20 protein-coding genes are annotated in these 21977 nt (G+C 63.2%); 12 read left to right on the plus strand and 8 right to left on the minus strand.

Annotated features, from left to right (window positions below; translation table 11 throughout):
• Window positions 1–106 precede the first annotated feature (106 nt).
• Entirely contained in the window at window positions 107–526 is a 420-nt protein-coding gene (locus Q7T45_RS16015; protein ID WP_370691288.1) for a hypothetical protein, read from the plus strand.
• Window positions 526–1194, plus strand: a complete 669-nt coding sequence (locus Q7T45_RS16020; RefSeq protein ID WP_304871921.1) for an OmpA family protein — start codon at window positions 526–528, stop codon at window positions 1192–1194. Before Q7T45_RS16015 ends, Q7T45_RS16020 begins: the two co-directional genes overlap by 1 nt.
• Window positions 1195–1299: 105 nt before the next feature.
• On the opposite strand, the gene Q7T45_RS16025 is transcribed toward Q7T45_RS16020, so the two are convergent.
• Together Q7T45_RS16025 and Q7T45_RS16030 are read right to left on the minus strand one after the other, a co-directional pair.
• Window positions 1300–2859 carry an ABC transporter permease/substrate-binding protein gene (locus Q7T45_RS16025; protein WP_304871922.1) on the minus strand — a complete coding sequence of 520 codons (1560 nt, stop codon included), beginning with the start codon at window positions 2857–2859 and terminating at the stop codon, window positions 1300–1302.
• Entirely contained in the window at window positions 2856–3656 is an 801-nt protein-coding gene (locus Q7T45_RS16030) for an ATP-binding cassette domain-containing protein (protein WP_304871923.1), read from the minus strand. The genes Q7T45_RS16025 and Q7T45_RS16030 overlap by 4 nt, the downstream gene beginning before the upstream one ends.
• Window positions 3657–3957: 301 nt before the next feature.
• On the opposite strand from Q7T45_RS16030, the gene Q7T45_RS16035 reads away from it, so the two are divergent.
• From Q7T45_RS16035 to Q7T45_RS16060, 6 genes are all read left to right on the plus strand, one after another.
• A complete protein-coding gene (locus Q7T45_RS16035) occupies window positions 3958–4785 on the plus strand; it encodes an ABC transporter ATP-binding protein (RefSeq protein WP_304871924.1) in 828 nt (275 codons plus the stop codon).
• The gene (locus Q7T45_RS16040; protein WP_304871940.1) at window positions 4785–5573 is read left to right on the plus strand and encodes an ABC transporter permease; all 789 of its coding nucleotides are present in this window, start codon (window positions 4785–4787) and stop codon (window positions 5571–5573) included. Before Q7T45_RS16035 ends, Q7T45_RS16040 begins: the two co-directional genes overlap by 1 nt.
• A gap of 66 nt (window positions 5574–5639) precedes the next feature.
• Window positions 5640–6668: an ABC transporter substrate-binding protein gene (locus tag Q7T45_RS16045; protein ID WP_304871925.1), complete on the plus strand. Its 1029-nt coding sequence runs from the start codon at window positions 5640–5642 to the stop codon at window positions 6666–6668.
• 9 nt (window positions 6669–6677) lie between these two features.
• Window positions 6678–7379, plus strand: coding sequence for an NUDIX hydrolase (locus Q7T45_RS16050; protein WP_304871926.1), 702 nt, complete (start codon window positions 6678–6680; stop codon window positions 7377–7379).
• 151 nt (window positions 7380–7530) lie between these two features.
• On the plus strand, window positions 7531–8568 hold the full coding sequence (locus tag Q7T45_RS16055) for a low specificity L-threonine aldolase (protein ID WP_304871927.1): 1038 nt from the start codon (window positions 7531–7533) through the stop codon (window positions 8566–8568).
• 185 nt (window positions 8569–8753) lie between these two features.
• A complete protein-coding gene (locus Q7T45_RS16060; RefSeq protein WP_304871928.1) occupies window positions 8754–9665 on the plus strand; it encodes a polyphosphate kinase 2 family protein in 912 nt (303 codons plus the stop codon).
• Between the two features lie 198 nt (window positions 9666–9863).
• Here Q7T45_RS16060 and Q7T45_RS16065 read toward each other — a convergent pair whose 3' ends face one another.
• A complete protein-coding gene (locus tag Q7T45_RS16065) occupies window positions 9864–11303 on the minus strand; it encodes a DUF1254 domain-containing protein (RefSeq protein WP_304871929.1) in 1440 nt (479 codons plus the stop codon).
• A gap of 335 nt (window positions 11304–11638) precedes the next feature.
• On the opposite strand from Q7T45_RS16065, the gene Q7T45_RS16070 reads away from it, so the two are divergent.
• Together Q7T45_RS16070 and Q7T45_RS16075 are read left to right on the plus strand one after the other, a co-directional pair.
• Window positions 11639–13789: a methyl-accepting chemotaxis protein gene (locus Q7T45_RS16070; protein WP_304871930.1), complete on the plus strand. Its 2151-nt coding sequence runs from the start codon at window positions 11639–11641 to the stop codon at window positions 13787–13789.
• 113 nt (window positions 13790–13902) lie between these two features.
• Window positions 13903–14490, plus strand: coding sequence for an HdeD family acid-resistance protein (locus Q7T45_RS16075; protein WP_304871931.1), 588 nt, complete (start codon window positions 13903–13905; stop codon window positions 14488–14490).
• A gap of 36 nt (window positions 14491–14526) precedes the next feature.
• Here Q7T45_RS16075 and Q7T45_RS16080 read toward each other — a convergent pair whose 3' ends face one another.
• The 5 genes from Q7T45_RS16080 to Q7T45_RS16100 all read right to left on the minus strand — a co-directional run bounded on the left by Q7T45_RS16080 (window position 14527) and on the right by Q7T45_RS16100 (window position 19068).
• Complete coding sequence (locus Q7T45_RS16080) at window positions 14527–15474, minus strand: N-acetylmuramoyl-L-alanine amidase (protein ID WP_304871932.1); 948 nt, start codon at window positions 15472–15474, stop codon at window positions 14527–14529.
• A gap of 181 nt (window positions 15475–15655) precedes the next feature.
• Window positions 15656–16768: a hypothetical protein gene (locus Q7T45_RS16085; protein ID WP_304871933.1), complete on the minus strand. Its 1113-nt coding sequence runs from the start codon at window positions 16766–16768 to the stop codon at window positions 15656–15658.
• A gap of 117 nt (window positions 16769–16885) precedes the next feature.
• Window positions 16886–17239, minus strand: a complete 354-nt coding sequence (locus Q7T45_RS16090) for a hypothetical protein (protein WP_304871934.1) — start codon at window positions 17237–17239, stop codon at window positions 16886–16888.
• 220 nt (window positions 17240–17459) lie between these two features.
• Window positions 17460–18641 carry a D-alanyl-D-alanine carboxypeptidase/D-alanyl-D-alanine-endopeptidase gene (locus tag Q7T45_RS16095; RefSeq protein WP_304871935.1) on the minus strand — a complete coding sequence of 394 codons (1182 nt, stop codon included), beginning with the start codon at window positions 18639–18641 and terminating at the stop codon, window positions 17460–17462.
• 256 nt (window positions 18642–18897) lie between these two features.
• Window positions 18898–19068 carry a hypothetical protein gene (locus Q7T45_RS16100; RefSeq protein WP_304871936.1) on the minus strand — a complete coding sequence of 57 codons (171 nt, stop codon included), beginning with the start codon at window positions 19066–19068 and terminating at the stop codon, window positions 18898–18900.
• Between Q7T45_RS16100 and Q7T45_RS16105 the strand changes: the two genes are divergently transcribed.
• Together Q7T45_RS16105 and Q7T45_RS16110 are read left to right on the plus strand one after the other, a co-directional pair.
• Entirely contained in the window at window positions 19058–21628 is a 2571-nt protein-coding gene (locus Q7T45_RS16105; protein ID WP_304871937.1) for a CHAT domain-containing tetratricopeptide repeat protein, read from the plus strand. The genes Q7T45_RS16100 and Q7T45_RS16105 overlap by 11 nt on opposite strands.
• Before the next feature lie 18 nt (window positions 21629–21646).
• The coding region (locus Q7T45_RS16110; RefSeq protein WP_304871938.1) for a hypothetical protein at window positions 21647–21977 on the plus strand (331 nt) is incomplete at its 3' end.

Genomic DNA, 21977 nt, shown 5'->3' on the forward strand with positions numbered 1-21977 from the left:
AAACGCTCGGGCATGGGGCGCCTGCGTCGCGGTGCCGCCTCTATCCCTGCCATTTTCCCGCGGCAAGGCTTGACCGTGGGCGCCAGCATCATATGAGATGACGCCCATGAATTTGATCCGATTGATCCTGCTCGTGCTTCCCATCGCCGCCGCATCGCCGGCGCTGGCGCAAACCATGAAATTCGAGGACTCGGCGGCCCTGCTGGGGGCCAGCTGCGCCAAGGATATCGAGGCCAATTGCCGCGGCGTCAATCTCGACCCCACGCGCATGAAGGACTGCCTGTCGCGCAACCAGGATGTGCTGTCGCCGCAGTGCAAGAGCGACTACGGCAAGGCGTTCGAAGCGATCCAGAAGCGGGTCGCCGCGCGCGCCGCGGTCTTCAAGCTCTGCGAGCGCGACATCGTCAAATTGTGCGGGGTCACCGACAAGAACGAACGCACCAAGGCCCTGGAGTGCCTGATCGCCGGGCCACGCGGCATCGGCATCAATTGCAACAAGTCCGTCACCGAAGCGGGGTATCGCTGATGCGACGGACAAGCCAAAGCCTGGGCCGTATCGGGCTGCTGGTGGTGGCGCTGCTCGGCTGTGCGGCGTTGCCAGCGCAGGCGCAGGCGCCGGCGGCCAGCAGCTCGGAAGACTGGGTCAAGCGGCTGGCCGGGCTCGAAACCGCGCCGGATCTGGACGTCGCCGCCCTGCGGCAGCAAGCCACGCAACGCGTGAAATCGAGGGCCGATCTGCAGCCGATCAAGCGGCCGCTGGTCGCTCCGCAATTGCTCAAGCTGCCGCAGCTGGTGGCCGACATTCAGTTCGATGCCGACGCCGCCGTGGTTCGGCCCGATTCCTACCGGGTGCTGGGCCGGATCGCCGATACGCTGACCCATCCCTCGCTGCTCGGATACAAGTTCCTGATTGTCGGGCATACCGTCTCCACCGGCCGGCGCGACGTCAATTTGTCGTTGAGCCAGCGGCGGGCCGACGTGATCCGTGAAGTGCTGATCAACACCTTCAAGATCAACCCGAAGCGGCTGCTGTCGCTCGGTCTCGGCGAAGAGCAGCTGCTGGACGCCGCCCGCCCGGCGGCGCCGGCCAACCAGCGGGTCCACCTCATGACGGTTGGCACGATTGAGGCTCCCCCCGCCGCGCCGGCCGCCGCCGCTCCTGCGAAAGCAGGGACCCAGAAGTCAAAGCGTTAACTGCGTAGTGCGTAGGGTGGGCAAAGGCGCACTTGCGCCGTGCCCACCATCTTCTTAATCGCGCAAAGAATGGTGGGCACGCTTCGCTTTGCCCACCCTACGTTTTTATCGTTTCCCGATCTTCTCCCACAGCCAGCGCGCCACTGCATCCGGCGACGACGCGCCGTCGCCGCCGGCGGCGCGCAGATTGGCCGCGCGCATGCTGGCGATGTCGATGCGGCCGAGCAGCGGCGCCAGCGCCGCGCGCAAGGCCTCGTCCCTGGCGCGCTTCGGCGCCAGCAGCACGATGGCGTCGTAGGGCGGGATCGCGTGCCTGCTGTCGTCCAGCACCACCAGGTCGTATTTGGCGATCAACCCGTCGCTGGTATAGCCGGCGATGATGTCGACCTCGCCGGAGGCGGCCGCGGCATACATGAAATCCGGCTGCATCTGGCGCTGCGTGCGAAATTTCAGCCCATAGGCCTTCTGCAAGGCAGCCCATTCCGGCCGCGAGAAGAATTCGTAGTCCGCGGCCATCGACATCGTCCCGGCATGCGCGGCGAGATCGGCGATCCCGCGAATGCCGAGCGCCTCGGCGCGCTTGCGCGGCATCACCAGCGCATAGGCATTTTCAAAACCTAGTTCGCCCAGCAGCGTGATGTTCTGCCGCGCCAGCCTGGTTTTCAACTCGGCCAGCAATTCCTGGCGCGGCTTGATGTCGGTGCGGTGAAACTGGTTGGCCCACAGCGTTCCGGAATAGTCGACGTAGACGTCGATATCGCCTGCCGCCAGCGCCTCGAAGATCACGTTGGAGCCGAGGCCCTCGCGCGAACTGGCGGAAAATCCCGCCGCCCGCAGCCGCTGCGCCATCAGCGCCGACAGCACATATTGCTCGGCAAAGGTTTTGGCGCCGACGATGATGCTCGTGGGCGAACGCGCCACCTGTGGCACCAGCGTCGCCGCGACCAGCGCCGCGATGCCGACGCCGCCCGCCAGCACGCGCAGCCTGCTGCGGTTGCGGATACCCGCCTCGATCAGCGCCAGCAGCTGATCGACCGCCAGCGCCAGCACCGCGGCGGCAAGACAGCCGAACAGCACGAACACCCAGTTCTGGGTCTGCAGCCCCGCGAAGATGTAGTTGCCGAGGCTGGTCTGCCCGATCGGCGTCGACAGCGTCGCGGTGCCGATCACCCAGACCGCCGCGGTGCGGATGCCCGCCATCATGACCGGCAGCGCCAGCGGCAGCTCGACCTGAAACAGCGACTGAAGCGGCGTCATGCCGACTCCCTGGGCGGCCTCGCGGATCGCGGGATCGACACCGCCAAGGCCGGTGATGGTGTTGCGCAGCACCGGCAGCATCGAATACAGCGCCAGCGCCAGTACGGCCGGCAAGAATCCGAACGCGGAAAAACCAACGCCGAACCACGCCAGCGACAGCGCCGCCAGCGCCAGCAGCAGCGGATAGAACAGCGCCAGCAGCGCCAGCCCCGGCACCGTCTGCACGATGCTGGCGAGCCCGAGCAGCGCGCCGCGCGGCAGGGGACGGTTGCGTACCGCAATCGCCAGCGGCAGGCTGATCGCCAAGCCGAGCGCCAGCGCGGTGACGGAAACGCGAATATGATTGCCGAGATAGTCTGGCAGGTGGGCCAGCGCCTCGCCCCAGCGCGGATCGGAGAGAAAACTCATGCCGCGCCATCCCGCGGCAGCAATTCGTTGAGCCGCTCGGCCTGCCGCCGCGGCGTGCGCAGCAATTCACCGACATACGCGTCGCCGCTGTCGGAAAGCTGCGCCGGCGTACCCTGCGCCAGCAGTCTGCCGCCGCGCATCACGGCAATGCGGTCGGCCAGCAATATCGCTTCGGTCATGTCGTGGGTGATCATGACCGTGGTCAGCCCGAGCTTGCGGTGCAGCTCGCGATAATCGTCGCCGAGCGCGTCGCGGGTGAGGGGATCGAGCGCGCCGAACGGCTCGTCCATCAGCACGATGCGCGGTTTTGCCGCCAGCGCACGCGCAACCCCGACGCGCTGGCGTTGCCCGCCCGACAGTTCATGCGGAAAGCGGTCGCGGTACAGCGTGCGGTCGAGCCGCACCAGATCGAGCAATTCGTCCACCCGCGCGGCAATTTCATTCTGCGGCGTGCCGATCAGTTTGGGCGTGATCCCGATATTGCCGGCCACGCTGAAATGCGGGAACAGCCCGCCGCTCTGGAACACGTAACCGATGCGGCGGCGCAGCTGGATCGGATCGACGCTGCGGACGTCCTCGCCCTCGACGGTGATCGTGCCGTGGTCGGCGTCGATCAGCCGGTTCGCCAGCCGCAGCAGCGTGGTCTTGCCGGAGCCGGAGCCGCCGACAATGGCGAGAAATTCGCCCTCGGCGACCTCGAGCGAGACGTCATCCACCGCCCGAACCGGTTGCGCGCCGCGGCCGCCGTCGAAGCTTTTGCCGACATGCGCGAAGGCGATCAGGGATGAACGTTGCATTCGGTCGGCTCACGGTTCCTCTTACCCTCCCCTGGAGGGGGAGGGTCGACGCGACCCGGCGATGCGTAGCATCGTCCGGCGAGCGGCGGGGTGGGGTGAAAGTCTTGCGCCTCGAACGGTGCCCGAGTTGAGAAACTTTCACCCCACCCCGTCTCGCATCTCGCGGTGCTCGATGCGAGCCGACCCTCCCCCTCCAGGGGAGGGTGAAGAAACGCCAAGCCTCACCTACCACGTCGCCGCACCGCGTTGAACTTATCCTTCGCAGGCGCTAAGGCATCATGCAAACTTGGAGGGGACGAGGGTGGATACGAGAAAGCCTGCGGCTGTCGCGCTCGACGACGCGACGGTGGCGTTCCGCCTCGCCGATAATCGCGTCTATACCGCGGTCGAACAGGCCAGCCTTACGGTCGAGCATGGCGAGTTCGTCGCTATCGTCGGGCCTACCGGTTGCGGAAAGTCGACTCTGCTCAACGTCGCCGCCGGGCTGCTCAAGCCGGCATCCGGCGCGGTCCGCATCTTCGACCAGCCGCTGACCGGGCTCAACAAGGACGCCGGCTACCTGTTTCAGGCCGATGCGCTGTTCCCCTGGAAGACCGCACTCGACAACGTCGCCATCGGCCTGGAGATCAAGGGCGCGCCGCGCGCGCAGGCGCTGGAACGCGCGCAGGGCTGGCTGACCTCGGTCGGGCTCGGCGCCTTCGCCGGCCGCTATCCGCACATGCTGTCGGGCGGCCAGCGCAAGCGCGTCGGTCTCGCCCAGGTGCTGATCCGGGACCCGAAAATCCTGCTGATGGACGAGCCGTTCGGGCCGCTCGACGCCCAGACCCGGCAGATCATGGGCAATCTCTTGCTGGAACTGTGGAACGCCGACCGGAAGGCGGTGCTGTTCGTCACCCACGATCTCGAGGAGGCGATCGCGCTGGCCGACCGCGTCGTGATCATGTCGGCGGGACCTGGCGCGCGCATCATCGGCGACTGGCGGGTGCCGCTCGCCCGCCCGCGTGACATTTCAGAGGTCCGCATGGAAAAGGAGTTTCACGCGCTGCACCGGGAGATCTGGAGCGTGCTGAAGGACGAAGTGATGAAGGGCTACGCGCAGTCGTCGCAGGCGCCGGCGGAGGTCGCATGATGAGCCGCCCCGTCCTGCTGCTATGCCAGTTGATGGTCGCCGTGGTCGCCCTCGCGCTGTGGCAGTTCCTCACCACCGTGCCGATCTTCGGCCGCGTCCTGCTGCCGCCGTTCTTCTTCTCCAACCCGGTGGATGTCGCCAGCCAGATCGTCGACTGGTTCGTGCGGGGCGTCATCTGGAAGCATCTCCTGATAACGCTGCTGGAGTCGGTGCTCGCCTTCACGATCGGGTCGGTGGCCGGCATCGTGGTCGGCTTCTGGTTCGCGCGCCAGCCGCGGGTGGCGGCGGTTTTCGATCCCTATATCAAGATGGCCAACGCGTTGCCGCGCGTGGTGCTGGCGCCGATCTTTGCGCTGTGGCTCGGCCTCGGCATCTGGTCCAAGGTCGCGCTCGGGGTCACCCTGGTGTTCTTCATCGTGTTCTTTAACGTCTACCAGGGCGTCAAGGAGGTGAGCCCGACCGTGCTCGCCAATGGTCGCATGCTCGGCATGAGCGAACGGCAATTGACGCGGCATGTCTACTGGCCGTCGGCGCTGTCGTGGATGTTCTCCTCGCTGCACACCTCGGTAGGCTTCGCCGTGGTCGGCGCCGTGGTCGGCGAATATCTGGGATCGGCGGCGGGGCTCGGCTACCTGATCCAGCAGGCCGAAGGAATATTCGACGTCGCCGCGGTTTTCGCGGGCATGTTCGTGCTGTCAGCTTTCGTCATTCTGATCGACCTTCTGGTGACGTTCGTCGAGCGGCGGCTGCTGGTCTGGCGGCCGGACGGCGCGGGAGGCCACGGTTAAGTCACCTTCTCAAGCGATGCGCACTGCTCTATCGTGCGCGCAACCAATGAAGGCACGGAGGATATCATGCGGAAGATATTGGGCAGGCTGACGGGAGCGCTCGTCGCGCTGGCGCTGACATCCGGTCTTGCGGTGGCGCAAACCAAGGTCACCGTCGCGATCGGTGGCGGCGCCTGCCTGTGCTATTTGCCGACCGTGCTGGCAAAACAGCTTGGCGAGTACGAAAAGGCCGGCCTGGCCGTCGAACTGGTCGACCTCAAGGGCGGTTCGGATGCGCTGAAGGCGGTGCTCGGCGGCAGCGCCGACGTGGTGTCGGGCTATTTCGACCACACCGTCAACCTCGCCGCCAAGAAGCAGGAAATGCAATCCTTCGTCGTCTACGACCGCTATCCCGGATTGGTGCTGGTGGTATCGCCCTCGCACAACGCCGCGATCAAATCGATCAAGGACCTCGCCGGCAAGAAGGTCGGCGTCAGCGCGCCGGGTTCCTCGACCGACTTTTTCCTGAAATACCTCCTGAAGAAAAACGGCGTCGCAGCATCCGATGTCGCCGTGATCGGCGTCGGCCTCGGCGCCACCGCGGTCGCGGCGATGCAGCAGGGCCAGATCGAGGCCGCCGTGATGCTGGATCCGTCGGTCACCGTGTTGCAGGGCGGCTATCCCGACCTGCGCATCCTCGCCGATACCCGCACCCAGAAGGATACGCTCGACGTGTTCGGCGGCGAATATCCCGGCGGCTCGCTCTACTCGACGGCGGCCTGGATCAAATCGCACGAGAAGGAGGCGCAGGCCCTGACCAATGCCATCGTCAACACGCTGGACTGGATCCACGCGCATTCGCCCGAGGAAATCATGGCGAAGATGCCGTCGGAAATCGTCGGCAAGAACAAGGAGCTCTATCTCGCCGCGCTGAAGAACACCATGCCGATGTATTCGAAAACCGGCTTGATGGATCCCAAGGGCGCCGACGCGGTGCTCGCGGTGTTCAGCGAGAGTTCGCCCGAGGTTGCCAAGGCCAATATCGACCTTGCGAAGACCTTCACCAACAGGTTCGTCGAACAGGCCAGGAAGACGACGGGGACCGGTGCGAAGTAAGCCTCATCGATGACGCTGCCGGTCATTCACCGGGTCACCACGCTTGAGCTGGAGGTGCAGCCCTGGTCGTGGCCGTTCGCGATCGAGCGGGGCGCCGAGATATCGGCGCATTTCGCCGGCAAGCAGCGCGAGAAGCCGCAGATCTGGAACGGCCGGATTCTGCTGGCGCGCCATCCCGTCTTCACCGCGTCAGGCTTTCGCGCCGGCTATTTCGAGACGGATTTTGCCTCCTTCCTGGCCTGGCGCGACTGGGGTTTTCCGGACCGGGATATCTTCAACGGTTTCGGGATGGGCGCATTGCGCTGCAACGACGGGGCCTTCGTTCTCGGCGAGATGGGCCAGCACACCGCCAATGCCGGGCGCATCTACTTTCCGTCGGGAACGCCCGACCTCGACGATATCAGCGGAGGCTCAGTCGACATGGCCGGCAGCGTGGCGCGCGAAGTCGCCGAGGAAACCGGGCTGTGTGCGGCCGACTACCGCGCCGATCCGCATTGGGATTGCGTGGTGTCGGGGGTGAGCGTAGCGATGATTCGGATCCTGCACGTCGATGCATCGGGCGAGGCGGTGCGCCGGCGGATCGAGGCCAATCTCGCCCGGCAATGCGAGCCCGAATTATGCGCCATCCATCTGGTGCGCGATGTCGGCGATCTCACCGCGGCGATGCCCCGCTTCGTCACGGCCTTCATCGAGGCGCAATTCTCGCCATAACCGGTAGCCCGGATGAAGCCAACGGGTCGCGCGCATGCGCGTCCGGTTGGCGCAATCCGGGGCCGGCGTCGCGTGCCGCCCCCCGGATTTCGCAAGCGCTCCATCCGGGCTACACATGCCGTTACGTGCGGAAATCGAAAGGCAATGCGGCATGACGAGCGAACCCCAGCAATTCGCCAGCGACAATTATTCCGGAATCTGCCCGGAGGCCTGGGCGGCGATGGCCGAGGCCAATCATGGCCATGCGCCTGCCTATGGCGACGACCTCTGGACCGCCAGGGCATCGGATGCCTTTCGCGCGCTGTTCGAGACCAATTGCGAGGTGTTCTTTGCCTTCAACGGCACGGCGGCCAATTCGCTGGCGCTGGCGTCGCTCTGCCAATCCTACCACAGCGTGATCTGCTCCGACGCGGCGCATGTCGAAACCGATGAGTGCGGCGCGCCGGAATTCTTTTCCAACGGCTCGAAGCTGCTGGTGGCGCCGTCGGCCGGCGGCAAGCTGACGCCGGAGGCGATCCGCGCCATCGCAACGGCCCGCAGCGATATCCATTTTCCGAAACCCCGCGTGGTGACGGTGACGCAGCCGACCGAGACCGGGCAGGTCTATAGCCTGGACGAGTTGCGGGCGATCTCGGCGGTGTGCCGCGAACTGGGCCTCAGTCTCCATATGGACGGCGCGCGTTTTGCAAATGCCTGCGCCAACCTGCACTGCAGTTCCGCCGACATGACCTGGCGCGCCGGCGTCGACGTGCTTTGCTTCGGCGGCACCAAGAACGGCATGGCCGCCGGCGAGGCCATCCTGTTCTTCAACCGCAAGCTGGCGGAAGACTTCGACTACCGGTGCAAGCAGGCCGGCCAGTTGGCCTCGAAGATGCGCTTTCTGTCGGCGCCCTGGGTCGGCATGCTGGAGACCGGGGCCTGGCTGCGCAACGCCGAGCATGGCAATGCCTGCGCCAGGCGCCTGCAGGAGCAGATCGCCGGATTGCCCGGGCTGGAAATCATGTTTCCGGTCCAGGCCAATGCGGTGTTCGTTCGGATGGTGGATGAACGGATGGCGGCGCTGCGCGACCGCGGCTGGCGGTTCTATACCTTCATCGGCGGCGGTGCCCGCTTCATGTTCGCCTGGGACGCCGAACCGCAGCGCGTCGATCAACTGGCCGCCGATCTGCGCGAGATCGCATCGGCCTAGTACGATGTGAGGGCGGTGAGCCGCCTGCTGCCCATGCTTCGAGACGCGCGCGAAGGGCGCGCTCCTCAGCATGAGGTTATTGTGTTTCAACAGACAAGACCTCATCCTGAGGAGGCCGCGCGGCGGCCGTCTCGAAGGATGGGCCGCAATACCGATTTGTGATTCCAGCAAAGGTTTCGTCTGCCATGAACAACAAGTCCTCGCAGTCCCTCGACGATCAGCTGAAACCGTTCGTGGCGCCGTTTCGCTACGACGGATCCGGCAAGTTCCATCTGAAGTCGCACAAGACCAACGAGAAGGGCGGCCTCGACAAGGACAAGGCCGAGGAGATCCTCGATGCCAACCGGGAACGGTTGAACGACTTTCAGGAAAAGCTCTACGCCCAGGACCGCTGGTCGCTGCTGCTGATCTTTCAGGGCATGGACGCCTCGGGCAAGGACAGTGCGATCAAGAGCATCTTCGAGGGCATCAATCCGCAGGGCTGCGACGTCCATTCGTTCAAGCAGCCGACCTCTCACGAACTCGATCATGATTTCATGTGGCGCAGCACGATTGCGCTGCCGGAGCGCGGCCGCATCGGCATCTTCAACCGTTCCTACTACGAGGAATGCCTGGTGACGCGGGTGCATCCGGAACTGCTGGACAAGCAGAAGCTGCCGCCCCGGCTGGTCACCAAGAACATCTGGCACGAGCGGTTCGAGGACATTTCGGCGTTCGAGCGTTATCTGGCGCGCAACGGCACGGTGGTGCTGAAATTCTTCCTCAACCTCTCCAAGGAAGAACAGCGCGAGCGTTTTCTCGAACGGCTGGACGAGCCCGCCAAGAACTGGAAGTTCTCGATGGGCGACATCACCGAGCGCGCGCTGTGGCCGAGATACATGGCGGTATATCAGGACATCGTGCGGCACACCTCGACGCCGCTGGCGCCGTGGCATGTGGTGCCGGCGGACCATAAATGGTTCGCGCGGGTGGTGATCCTCTCGGCCATCATCGCCGCGCTGGATAAGCTCGACCTGAAATTCCCGCGCGCCGACAAGGCGTCGCTGCAGGAATTCAAGCAGGTACGCAAGGCGCTGCTGGAAGAGGGAAAGGATTGAAGGAAGAAGGTTTCGAAGGTTGCGAAGCGAGGGGAAAGGGCGGTTAGGCCGCCGGCGCCACGGATGGTGTCCCGCCAGATCACTGCGAGACATGCATCGGAGGCAAAGTCGTCCGGCATGATTCCAGCTCCGCGACACTGCGGGTGGAATGCACGCCGGCACAAGTCCGGGACCCGTGCCGGCGCTTGTCAGATGGTCTCAGTTCACCTTGACGACTGACGGAGGCTTCCACGAACCGTTAATGATCGAGGGTGATGTATCCTTGGGCCAGTACATCCGCATCATCGGCAGAAAGGCGCCTTTCGGGGCCGGCAGCCAATTGGCTTCCTTGTCCTTGCCCGGCGACTCGTTCTGGAAGTAGAGCGTAAGCGAGCCGTCGGCGTTAGGCTTCGGATTGTCGCGCGGGCTGACCGTGAATTTGTTGAGCGCATTGGGAACAAACCACCAGCCCCCGTCGATCATGTACATGGTGATCGACCAGAAACCGTTGACCGGCGGCGTCGCGTCCTTGGCGAACGTCAACGTGTACTTGTTGGCACCGGTCAGCTTTTGGCCCGCAGAATCAATTTCGGTATATGGATAGACCGCATCACGCTCCTGGTTTGCAGGCCAACCGAAGGCCGCTACCGTGGCGCGTTTGAGGTAATCCGCAGGGCCGTAGGTGCCAAGCCCCTTCGAAACCACCCAGCCATTGACGACTTCGCCCATGCGGTCCTTGTTGGTCTCGATTTTCTTCAGAGCGGTTTTCGGTATGTCCTTCAATGCAGCCTGTACGGCGGGATCGAGCTTGCTCATCTCAAAAGGCTTGCCGGGAACTATGCCAATCTTCGCCATGTTTGCGACCATCGGCGCGTCGCCCGCTGCGGGTGGGGCGTCTCCGCCCATCAGCTTGGCCATCAGATTGAAGTAGCCTTCCGTCCCCATGGCGAGAATGACGGCCTGTGGCTTGTCGGTCATGCTGAATCCCGGATTCGGGTTCACTGGTGACGCTACGGGAGTGTAGGGCTTTCCCCAACCGGAGAGCGGCGTGATCTTGTACTGCGCCTGCAGTGCATTGACGGTCTTGTAATCCTCGTCCGTTCCATCGGCGTAGGTGCGGCCGAGAATGACCATATAGCGCGTCGCGACCGGGAAGTGCTTCATGCCCGACGGCACCTCGCCCTTCCAGCCGGGGCCGGTAAACAGATAGTTGGCAGCCTTTCCATCGGCCGTCCGCTTGCTCGGCGATGACTCGGAGTCCGACATCCATAGGTCGGTAATCTCGAACAGATAGAAGCGGCTGCTCATGTCTGGATGGCTGAAGACCTGCGGTTCGTGCAGATCGAGCCAAGTGACCGAATACAGCGTGTCCGCATTCGGCGCGGAAACGCCGCGATAGTCGACCGGCGGATAGCGTGGAACGTTGACGAATTGCCCGGTCGGGCTGGTGAATCCCTCAACCTTGGGCACGTTGCTCATTTGAACGCGCGTGACCTCCGTGGTGATGAGCGAATAGCCATAGATGTAAGCGTCTGTCGCAATCTGCTGGAGCTCAGCGGTCGTCATTGACTGCGCATTTGCTGTCAGCGGCGCTGCGACGCAGGCCGCAAAACTGCAGGCCAGCGCGGCGGATACGAGAGATCTCTTGGTCAACTGCATAGTAATTTCCTTTCGAGCTCAAACACTACTTCAGGCGTGAGATGCAAGGTCTTTCGAAGGCAGGCAACTAATGCGATTGCATCTTGCCCCCGCAGCCCCTGGGTGTCGATACAAAGAACCAGTCGGTGCCTTACTGATTCAAACTCAAGGGGCGCCCGCAATTGAGATTCGTTCGCACTCGCAAATAGATGCGTTGACCTTTATAAGTAGTACTACGTCCATCAATAAAGATGTTTTTTACCTCAAGATGAAATGTTGTTGGCCCGGCGGCGCGGACCGGTGCCGCCTTATTGATTTAAGAGATTCTCTTTTTCATGGCTCATGGAGCACGGCGAATGCGCAGCAATCTCCCCGTCACCAGCGTCGAGTATCCCATCACCGACGCCACGCTGATCGTTTCGCGGACGGACACCAAGGGAAGGCTGAGCTACTTCAACGAAGAGTTTGTTCTGGCGTCGGGCTTTACCGAAGCGGAGCTGATGGGCCAGCCGCACAACATCATCCGTCATCCGGACATGCCGCCGGCAGCATTCCAGAATTTGTGGGATACGTTGCAGGCCGGCAAGCCATGGGTCGGCGCGGTCAAGAACCGCCGCAAGAACGGCGATTTCTACTGGGTGCTGGCGACCGCTTCTCCAATCCTGGAGAATGGGCAGATCACCGGCTACACGTCGATCCGGACCAAATTACCCGCCGAGCAGCGCCAGGAAGCTGAACATGTTTACGCGCTGCTGCGCGCCAACAAGGCGCAAGGCTACAGGATCGACGCCGGCATCATTCGCCGGCGCTCGGCGCTGGACTTTCTCGCGGTCTTCACCGGCTCGCTGAATGCGAGATTGATGACGCTGGTGGGGACCCTCGCGCTTTTCATGCTGACCATCGGGCTTGCCGGCATTCTCGCGACGCGGGACAGCAATGCGCGGATGAAGTCGATCTACCAGGACCGCGCGATGCCGCTGGCGCAGCTGTTCGAGATCAACGACCGCATGGAAAACAATACGATCGTGCAATACGACGCCGTCACCAACGGTCGCGCCGGCAGGCCGGTCGGAGATGTCGCCGGCAAGGTCGCCGCTAACATCGAGGTCATTTCCAGGATGTGGGCCGAATATATGGCCACCTATCTCACTCCCGAAGAGAGGGTCGCCGCCGACAGCTTCACGACGAAGCGCAGGAATTATGTCGAGAACGCCATCAAGCCAGCGCTCGCGCTGCTTGCCGACCGTAAATATGACGAGGCGGGCACGCTTCTGGCTGGCAAAGCGAGCGAGTTGTTCGCACTGGCCAAGCAGGATCTGGATAAACTGGTTGCGATCCAGGTCAAGGAAGCCAAGGCGGAATACGACGCCGCCGAGCGCCAATATTTCATTGTGATCGCAATCGCGGCCGCTATCCTGATCACGGCTCTGCTGCTGGGCGGGTTCCTCAGCAGGCAAACGATCCGGGCCATCGTCCGGCCGATGGGACGCCTCAACGGCGTGATGCTGAACATCACACAGGGTAAACTCGATAGCCAGATTCCGGTCGAGCGTGACGACGAGATCGGCGTGGCGCTGCGCAATCTGCAGACGGTGCAGGCCATCGTTCGCTTCGACCGCGAGGAATTGACAGCCACGGAGAAACGCGCGGCGGTCCGGCGCCGGTCCGACATGATCAGGCTCGCCGATGGCTTCGAAGGTGCGGTCGGTGAGATCATCGAAACCGTGTCGTCAGCGGCAACCGAACTCGAAGCCTCGGCCGGCACGCTGACGTCGACCGCGGATCGCTCCATGCAGGTCGCCACCGCCGTCGCGGCGGCATCCGAGGAAGCCTCCACCAACGTGCAGTCGGTGGCTTCCGCGACCGAGGAACTGTCGTCGTCCGTCAACGAGATCAGCCGTCAGGTGCAGGAATCGGCGCGGATGGCGAGCGAGGCGGTCGACCAGGCTCGCACCACCAACGATCGCGTCAGCGAATTGTCGAGGGCCGCAAGCCGGATTGGCGATGTGGTCGAACTCATCAATACCATCGCCGGACAGACCAATCTGCTGGCCTTGAATGCCACGATCGAGGCGGCCCGCGCCGGCGACGCCGGCCGCGGCTTTGCGGTCGTTGCGTCCGAAGTGAAAGCGCTGGCCGAGCAGACCGCAAGGGCCACCGGCGAGATCGGCCAGCAGATCACCGGCATCCAGGCCGCCACCCAGGAATCGGTCAACGCCATCAAGGAAATCAGCGGCACTATCGAACGGCTGTCCGAGATATCGTCGACCATTGCTGCCGCCGTCGAAGAACAGGGCGCGGCGACGCAGGAGATTTCCCGCAACGTCCAGCAGGCCGCCCAGGGCACCCAGCAAGTCAGTTCCAACATTACCGACGTGCAGCGCGGCGCCGGCGAAACCGGGTCCGCCTCGTCGCAGGTACTGTCGGCGGCACAGTCGCTTGCCGGCGACAGCAACCGCCTCAAGCTCGAGGTCGGCAAGTTTCTCGACACGGTGAGGGCGGCCTGACGCGAACGCATCGACACCGGCATGAGGCAGCGCAACAAGGCCACGGGTTGCATTTGATCGATTGCGGAATACGTTGGACAGGCGCCCTTCCAATCATGTGAGAGGAGTGTCCCATGACCACGGTACAAACTGATCGACAATCCGGAACCGGCCTCGGGTCGGCCATGGTGCATGCCCTGGCGAAAAACTGGTGGCTGCTGTTGTTGCGCGGCATCGCCGCGATCATTTTCGGCGTGCTCGCCTTTGTCTGGCCCGGCCTGACGCTGTTGACGTTGATCCTGTTCTACGGCGCCTTCGCGCTGGTAGATGGCGTGCTTGCGATGATGGCCGCCGTTACCGGTGGCGCACCGGCGCCGCGCTGGTGGCTGGCTCTGGTCGGTCTGCTCGGGATCGCGGCCGGGCTCCTGACCTTCCTGATGCCGGGTGTCAGCGCGCTGGTGCTGCTGTTCTTCATCGCCGGGTGGGCGATCGCGACCGGGGTGCTGCAGATCATCGGCGCGATCCAGCTGCGCAAGGAGATCGACAACGAGTGGCTGCTGATCCTCGGCGGTGTCGTCTCGGTGCTGTTCGGTGCCGGCATGATGCTGGCGCCCGGCGCCGGCGCGCTGGCGCTGGTCTGGGTCATCGGCATCTATTCCGTGGTCCTGGGTGTGACGTTCGTCGCGCTGGCGTTTCGGTTGAAGAAGCACACCCATCCCTGACGTGAGCGAGTGAGCAGGTGGCCCTTCGCTCAGCCGTCAAAGCGGACCGAGGATGGCCCATCGCCGGTCGCAGAATTGCTTCACCGCTGCCGTGACACCGGTGCTGATGATATCCTGGCGTTCCCGCGAATCCATCACGAGTTCCTCGTCCCGGTTGATGATGGAGCCCGCCTCCAGCAGGACGGCGGGCATCCGGGTTTTTCGCAGCACGACGAGCTCGTCATAGCTGTAGACGCCGGTTTCCTTGTTCAGCAGCGGGTGCCGGTGCCGGCCCATGATGGGCTGGCTGTATTGCTCGGCATAGGGCAGGCCGAAGGCTTTCATTTCCTTGGCAACCAGTTCGGCGAAGGCGAGGCTCGTCCTGAAGTCCGGATTTTGGCGGGAGACGAAGACGGAATAGCCGCCGAAGCGGTCGCTGAAGCGGCTCTTCTTGCCATCGAATTCCCACTCCTCGAGGAATTTGGTGGGCACGGAATCGTGGTGGATCGACAGGAAAAGGTTGGCCTGCAGAGCGTTGGCCGCGGCAACGCGCTTGACCAGGCTGTGCCTGGCCTTGCCCTCGGTCAGCAGCAACCGGGTCTCGGTAAAGCCGTCCGCCTTCAATGTCTGCTCGATCCGCCGCGCCAGCCGATGATTGTAGAGAAACTCGGCGACGTTGCGGGCGCTGTTCGCGCCTCCCGATTCGGCGGTATGTCCGACATCCACGACGATCCGGAATTTCGCGGGATCGCAGGTTGGTCCGGCCGGTTGGAAAGCGGAAGGGCTCAACGAGACCGGCCCCAGCGCGGCAAGCCTGACATTGCGGGGCTTTGGCGAGGCGGCAGACCCTGCCGGGGTAGCAGGCTTCACCTTGGGTGCGCGCTTCGCCACGGTGGCGCGCTTCGGCGAGGTGGCTTGCTTTGCCGATTTGTCGGGCTTTGACGAACCCTTGAAGACATCCGACAGCCAGCCCGCGTCGCTGGCCTCGACCGGCAGCAGGACCATTGCGGCTATCGCCGCGATGATGGTGCGGCGACGGGGCCAGACGGCAAGGCCTGAGCGAGCGGATTTTCTCCCTGGTGACGGCAATTCCTGCTTTCCCCCGGCGTGGTCCTCTTCGAGCCCCGTGACAGCATGGCGACGCAAGACGTTCAAGGGTCATTATGTCCGATGGAGGCCTGCCAATTCAACCCTTTGACCGCGCCTTGATCTCGTCGAATATCGAAAGCGCCTTTTCAAATTTGGCGTTGAAGAGCCACATCGCATCGAGAATTTCGCGGAACGTCGCGGATGTCCTTGCCCTGTCGGACCGTCCATAGGCGAACATGCTGTTGTTTCGCAGATATCCCATGATGACAGGGTCGGAAACTCTGTAGTTCATGGGGTTGCCGGACCGGAGCGCGGATTTGGTCGGGCTGGGAATGATCTGGATCAGCTCGAAGAGCTTCATTTGATCGATCGGATCGGGCAGCGTCTTCACGATCGCCGGGACCTGCGGGAAAATATCGGCGTGGGCGTTCATCAGCGCATCCCGCACGGCGGTCCAGTGGTTGTAGCGATGATCCAGCTGGCCGACCCGCGCCTCTTCCTTGTCGTCACGAAGGTTCAGGGCAGGATCGAGCGATGCGATCGCTGGCTTGATCGCGGCCCACTTCCTTCGGCCATTTTGATCTTCGGATGGGCCGGCTTGCAGGCTTCCCTTGTATTTGTTCGAACGCGCGTTCCCGATGTTCTGGTTGCCGTTGGTCTCGGCGAAAAACAGCCCCAGGCTGATGCGGCCTGCCGCTTCGGCATCCGCCGCACCGAGGCCCTTGGCGCGCGCAATGACCCTTCCGAGATCGACGACATCCTTGAATGGCGTATCCGATTTCTGCGCGTTGGCGGGCGGCGCCTGCATGATTTCGAAAAGTTTCACGTATTCGTCGAGCAGCGGTTCGAGGTCGGCATCGAAATACGCCGGCGGGATGCCGAGTTTGTTGGGCCTTCCGATTTTCGAGGGAACAACGTCGGTAAGATCCTTGTAGGCGCTCATCGTGGCGTTGCGCGCCAGGTAGAGTGCTTGTCCCGGCAGATTGGGCAGCGGTTGCTTCGAATCGATCTGCGCGCGCCGCTGGCGCAGGATCGATTTGAAATTGCTCAAGGCTTGATTGTACGCGGCGAGGGCATCCGATTGCGCTTTGGTGAGGGGGCCCGGCTGAGCCAGTGCAGGGGAGACGAAGCCGGGGTGACCGAAATCGACCGAGGCCAGCGACCCAATCGTAGTGGCGATCGCATCGATCGCGATGGAGGCCGGCGGCATGAGCAATAGTCCCAGGGCAAGGGCTGCCATTCGCGCAGCGCGGTGACTCTTCATTCCCATGTCAGTCCCCAAACGCCCTGGGCATCACCGGATGCGACTTATTTACCGCCTCGCCGGTCAGGCGGCGTCGAGTTCCCGCGCCTTGCCGTCGGCCGCCCATTCGGTGACCTGACGGTGCTCGTTGTCGATCAGCAGAAACAGGTCGAAATACTGGATCGTCGGATAGCCGCCGGAACGCGTCTTGACCGCCTCGCGCCATTCGTCGTTGTGCGCCTTCCTGGCGGCCTCCACCGACGGCCAAATGTAGATTCCGGCGCTGGTGCCCTCGTCCGCGCCGACTCCCAGCGCGAAGTGCTTGCGCACAAGGTCGCGGTTCGCCGCCCACTTCGAAATCGTATGCTTGGCATCTTCGAGCACCCGCGCGCGGTCCCAGTCGGCAGGCGTCTTGAACGTCACAAATTCCAGGATCATGTCATGCTCCGTCGCGTCCCTTCAGCTATCGGGCGCTCGACGCAGGATTACCGATTATGTCCGCGCGGGCAACGTGGGAAATCGACGCTCGGGATCGCTGTCCGCCTGTTCGCATGGCGAGTCCGCGTTGACCAAGGGACTGCTGATTTTGACCCAAACCGGACATAGCGAATTCTTGTGAGCGCGCGGGGAAACATCGACGCGGTGGGCGAAACTGCGGCTACAGCCCGGACTCGATGGTCCGGAGCAGCCGGAAGCGCATCTTGTCGTCATTACTCGTGAGCGAGATCACGAAACGCACCCGCCCGTGGCCTGAGGTGTCGGCATAGCCCGCGAGCGTGCTGACCCCCTCCATGCTGCCGGTCTTGTTCATGCCGCCGTCACGGCCGCGGAGCAGGCCAGCGTGGGGCGCGAAGAGTTCGAGCACTTTGGCAAGGCCGCGGGCGGTAAAGTGGTTGTTGCGGCTGATGCCCGAGCCCTCCTCGAGATGGATGGCCGCGGCGAGACCGTGCGCGGCGAGCATCTCGTTTGCGACCTGGAGCGACTTCTCGAGGCTGACTGGCCCGCCCAGGCGGTGTCCGCCGATCTCCAGGAATACCTGGTTGGCGATGTAGTTGTTCGATGCGCGGAGCAGCTCGACGAGGATATCCGAGAGGGCACGCGACTGTTGGTGAACGTAGACCGGCTCCAGTCCCTCGGGTACCGGCCCGGTAGAGATCTTGCCCTTCACCCTGCCGCCGGCCCGCTCGATGAATGCCGCGATCAGCTCGCCGGCATATTGCAGGCTCACCATGGGGTCCTGGCTCAGGCTGATGCGGCTGCTTCCGTTCGGGCGCCGCAGCCGGAACTGGTCGATCGCGAGCGGGGTGATCGGAGTCTGCTTCTCGGCGGAGCGCACCTTGTCGCCACGGCGCACGGCGTAGACGGTGTTGAAATTCACCGCCAGCGCGGAGTTCAGCGCATTGTAGGCCTCGTCGGTGTCCTCGATGCCCGGGATGCGGAGGTTCGAAGGGTAGTAGCTCGCGTCCAGCACGATGCCGGTGATCGGCTTCCTGCCGACCGCCGCGACCAGCTTTGTCGCGAGCGGCGCCAGTTCCTCCGAAATCAGGAAAGGATCGCCGCCTCCGCGCACGTAGAGCACCCGCTTGTCGTCGAGGTAAAAGCGGGTCTTGAAGCGGTAGTCGCCGCCAAGGACCTCCATCGCCAGCCAGGCCGTCACGATCTTGGTGACGGAGGCCGGGACGAAAGGCTCATCGGTGTTCTGGGCCACTAACGCGTTGTCCCTGGCGACCATCACCAGCACCAGCCCTTGCGGAGCGAGGGCCGCGACGTTCTCCTTGACGCCGGCCAGGGCCGGGGCGGGTAGCAGGAGCAAAGCGAGGGCGAGCGAGCGAGACCACATGGCGACTCCTGCGTGGGCGCAGCGTCGGAAAACTTCGGACCTATGCTGGTGATACTCAAGCGTTAAGTCGGTCCGGGCGCGGAATTTCTGCTTATGGCGCTTTTCGGAAGTGGCGGCTCTGAAGCGTGATGTCTACTGTTGGAAGAAGAGCGGAAGTTGGATTTTTGGGGCGTGAGGGCAGCTTTTGACCCACAGCCGGCATTTGGCAGAAGATTCTTGCTCGACAAAGATGGCATCAGAGCGGTTCGGCTGAGAGTTACCAACTCCGCTCGCCTACAAATGTCGGCGTGCGGGTAAACTCTTGCGCTGGATCAACGACGTTAGACCCTTGAAGGACAATATTATTGGCGTTTTCGGCGTGAAAAACGAGAAATGCGCCGATATCCATTTCTCCGCTCTTGGCGGTCAGATTGATCATGTCCAGCAAGGTGTTTGTTCACTTCGCCCGTGTCGCTCTTGTCGCGGCGATGGTCCAGGTGTCGCTTATCTCGCTGCCGTCGGCGCAGACAGTCTCTCCCCGGACCGCAAAAGAAGTTCAGATTCTCGACAAACAGGTCAACGAGTTCGCGAAGGCCGGGAAATACGCGGAAGCCATCCCGCTGCAGCAGAGAGTATTGGCGATCCTGGAGAAGGTACTGGGTCCCGACGATGCCAACGTTGCGACAGCACTGAACAATCTGGCCATCCTCTACCGGGATCAAGGCCGTTATGCCGCCGCCGAGCCGCTGTACAAGCGGTCGCTGGCGATCCGCGAGAAGGCGCTTGGTCCCGACCATCCCGATGTAGCGCATTCGCTAAACATCTTGGCCATCAACTACCAAAGGTTGGGCCGTTATGCGGCCGCCGAGCCGCTGTACAAGCGGTCGCTGGCGATCAGCGAGAAGGCGCTCGGCCCCGACCATCCCGCAGTAGCGGCAGTGTTGAACAATCTGGCCCTGCTCTACGAAGATCAGGGCCGTTATGCGGACGCCGAGCCGCTGTACGAGCGGTCGCTGGCGATCCGGGAGAAGGCGCTGGGTCCCGATCATCCCGATGTCGCGGATTCGCTGATCAATCTGGCCAACCTCTACGCAGATCAAGGCCGTCATGCGGACGCCGAGCCGCTGTACAGGCGGTCGCTGGCGATCCGGGAGAAGGCGTTCGGCCCCGACCATCCCGCAGTAGCGGCAGCGCTGAACAATCTGGCCCTCCTCTACCACCAACAAGGCCGTCATGCGGACGCCGAGCCGCTGTACAGGCGGTCGCTGGCGATCCGGGAGAAGGCATTTGGCCCCGATCATCCCGATATCACGAATTCGCTGAACAGTTTCGCGTTGCTGTACGACGCCCAGCGTCGCTACGCGGAAGCGCTGCCACTGATCCACAGGACCATTGCCCAGGGGGCCGCCAGCAGGACTATTGCTCTCCCCGTGCTGTTCCAGTCGCAACGCCAGAAGCTCATCGGCGCTGCCAGCGCCTTCGACGACAGCTACGAGGTCGAACAGCGCGCCACATCATCGGCCGCGGCAAGTGCGGTGTCCAAGCTCGCGGCTCGTTTTGCGGCGGGAGCCGGACCGCTCGCCGATCTCGTCCGCCAGGACCAGGACCTGACGGCGGAAGAGGAGCGGCTGGATAAAAGCCTGATCGCCGCCATCTCGAAGCCGCCCGCCGAACGCAATGCGGCGGCCGACGATCAGATCCGCAAGCATATCGCAGCGATCAAATCGGAGCATGATAAGCTCAAAGCGATCTTCAATCAGCGCTTCCCCGATTACGTCGCGCTCTCCAAACCGCAGCCGCTGTCCCTTGCGCAGACGCAGGCGCTGCTCGCCGATGACGAAGCGCTCGTGGTGCTCGATTTCGATGCCACGAGCTATGCCTGGATCGTCACGCGCACCGATGCCGATTGGGTAGAGCTGCAGGTCTCGGGCAAAGACCTCGATAGCCAGGTCAAGGCTTTGCGTCAGTCGCTCAAGTTAGGCGAGGACAAGCCATTCGATCCGCAGCTTGCCTTCAAGATCTATCGGGAGACGTTCGGCTCGTTCGCGGACAGAATTTCCTCGAAGAAACGGCTATCGGTCGTGACCAATGGCGCGCTGACCAGCCTGCCGCCCGCACTGCTGGTGACCAGGGATCCGGCCGGCAAACCGCTGAAAGACGTCGACTGGCTGATCCGTTCATATGCAATCACCATCCTGCCGTCGGTTTCGAGCCTGAAGATCCTGCGCACCGCATCCGCGACCGCATCGGCGGCAAAGCCGATGATCGCCTTCGGCGATCCCGTATTTTCCAGGGGCGCGCACGCGCAAGCGCAACGACAAGTCGCGATGCGAAGCATCACGACATTCTACAGCGGGACAAGGATCGACATCGCCTCGCTCAGGGAACGGCTGCCCCAGCTGCCTGGAACGCGCACGGAAGTGGAGGCGATCGCAAAAGCCCTGGACGCAGATCCTGGCGACATAAGACTGGGTCTGGCGGTGACGGAGACGGCAACCAAGCAGGCAAGACTTGATCAGTATCGCATCGTCTACTTTGCGACGCACGGGCTTGTTGCAGGTGAGCTCGAGCAATTTACTAAAAGTAAAGCCGAACCGGCCTTGGCGCTCTCGATTCCGGACAAGGCCACGGATTTTGACGATGGCCTGCTCGCCGCCAGCGAAATCGCCCAGCTCAAGCTGAATGCCGATTGGGTCGTGCTGTCGGCGTGCAATACGGCCGCCGAGGACAAGCCTGGCGCAGAGGCGCTGTCCGGGCTTGCGCGCGCATTCTTCTACGCGGGGGCAAGATCGCTAGTTGTTTCGCACTGGGAGGTGGATGATCAGGCAACAGCACGGCTGATGACCGGCACATTCCAGGCGAACGCACGCGATACGAAACTCTCTCACGGGGAGGCGCTTCGCCAATCGATGCTGGGGCTGATCGATAATGCAAAATCCAATGACGATGCTCACCCGCGCCTGTGGGCACCCTTTGTCGTCGTGGGCGAACCGGCGAAATCACAATAATTTGGAGCGGTACCAATCATGAAAAGGAAATTGATGAGCCGCATTCCACGTTTGCCGCTGATCCTGTTGCTCGTTCTCGGCGCGTGCTCACCACCAGCGGAGTTGGTGCGGGCCGTCACACCACCCAACGTCGTGGCACGAACGCTCCTCCCGCCGGGCCGGGTTGAGGCAATCAACTTTCCTGCTGCGACCGACGGTGCACAGGTTACCGCCGAAGGCGGGGGTCGCATGGTCGCACTTAAGTTCGCAAACGCCGGGGACGCCGTGACCGGCTTTGGAATATTGGCGAAGCGCATCGAGACACGACCTGACATTTCCTCTCGCAATGGTGTTGCGGTCGGATCACTGC

The sequence above is a fragment of the Bradyrhizobium sp. genome (assembly GCF_030646015.1).
Taxonomy (GTDB): domain Bacteria; phylum Pseudomonadota; class Alphaproteobacteria; order Rhizobiales; family Xanthobacteraceae; genus Bradyrhizobium.

Bases quoted from the DNA above. Each gene is read 5' to 3' on its own strand.
- Q7T45_RS16015 (WP_370691288.1), top strand. From the start codon at position 107: ATGAATTTGATCCGATTGATCCTGCTCGTGCTTCCCATCGCCGCCGCA.
- Q7T45_RS16020 (WP_304871921.1), top strand. From the start codon at position 526: ATGCGACGGACAAGCCAAAGCCTGGGCCGTATCGGGCTGCTGGTGGTG.
- Q7T45_RS16025 (WP_304871922.1), bottom strand. From the start codon at position 2,859: ATGAGTTTTCTCTCCGATCCGCGCTGGGGCGAGGCGCTGGCCCACCTG.
- Q7T45_RS16030 (WP_304871923.1), bottom strand. From the start codon at position 3,656: ATGCAACGTTCATCCCTGATCGCCTTCGCGCATGTCGGCAAAAGCTTC.
- Q7T45_RS16040 (WP_304871940.1), top strand. From the start codon at position 4,785: ATGAGCCGCCCCGTCCTGCTGCTATGCCAGTTGATGGTCGCCGTGGTC.
- Q7T45_RS16045 (WP_304871925.1), top strand. From the start codon at position 5,640: ATGCGGAAGATATTGGGCAGGCTGACGGGAGCGCTCGTCGCGCTGGCG.
- Q7T45_RS16050 (WP_304871926.1), top strand. From the start codon at position 6,678: ATGACGCTGCCGGTCATTCACCGGGTCACCACGCTTGAGCTGGAGGTG.
- Q7T45_RS16055 (WP_304871927.1), top strand. From the start codon at position 7,531: ATGACGAGCGAACCCCAGCAATTCGCCAGCGACAATTATTCCGGAATC.
- Q7T45_RS16060 (WP_304871928.1), top strand. From the start codon at position 8,754: ATGAACAACAAGTCCTCGCAGTCCCTCGACGATCAGCTGAAACCGTTC.
- Q7T45_RS16065 (WP_304871929.1), bottom strand. From the start codon at position 11,303: ATGCAGTTGACCAAGAGATCTCTCGTATCCGCCGCGCTGGCCTGCAGT.
- Q7T45_RS16070 (WP_304871930.1), top strand. From the start codon at position 11,639: ATGCGCAGCAATCTCCCCGTCACCAGCGTCGAGTATCCCATCACCGAC.
- Q7T45_RS16075 (WP_304871931.1), top strand. From the start codon at position 13,903: ATGACCACGGTACAAACTGATCGACAATCCGGAACCGGCCTCGGGTCG.
- Q7T45_RS16080 (WP_304871932.1), bottom strand. From the start codon at position 15,474: ATGGTCCTGCTGCCGGTCGAGGCCAGCGACGCGGGCTGGCTGTCGGAT.
- Q7T45_RS16085 (WP_304871933.1), bottom strand. From the start codon at position 16,768: ATGCCGCCGGCCTCCATCGCGATCGATGCGATCGCCACTACGATTGGG.
- Q7T45_RS16090 (WP_304871934.1), bottom strand. From the start codon at position 17,239: ATGATCCTGGAATTTGTGACGTTCAAGACGCCTGCCGACTGGGACCGC.
- Q7T45_RS16095 (WP_304871935.1), bottom strand. From the start codon at position 18,641: ATGTGGTCTCGCTCGCTCGCCCTCGCTTTGCTCCTGCTACCCGCCCCG.
- Q7T45_RS16105 (WP_304871937.1), top strand. From the start codon at position 19,058: ATGTCCAGCAAGGTGTTTGTTCACTTCGCCCGTGTCGCTCTTGTCGCG.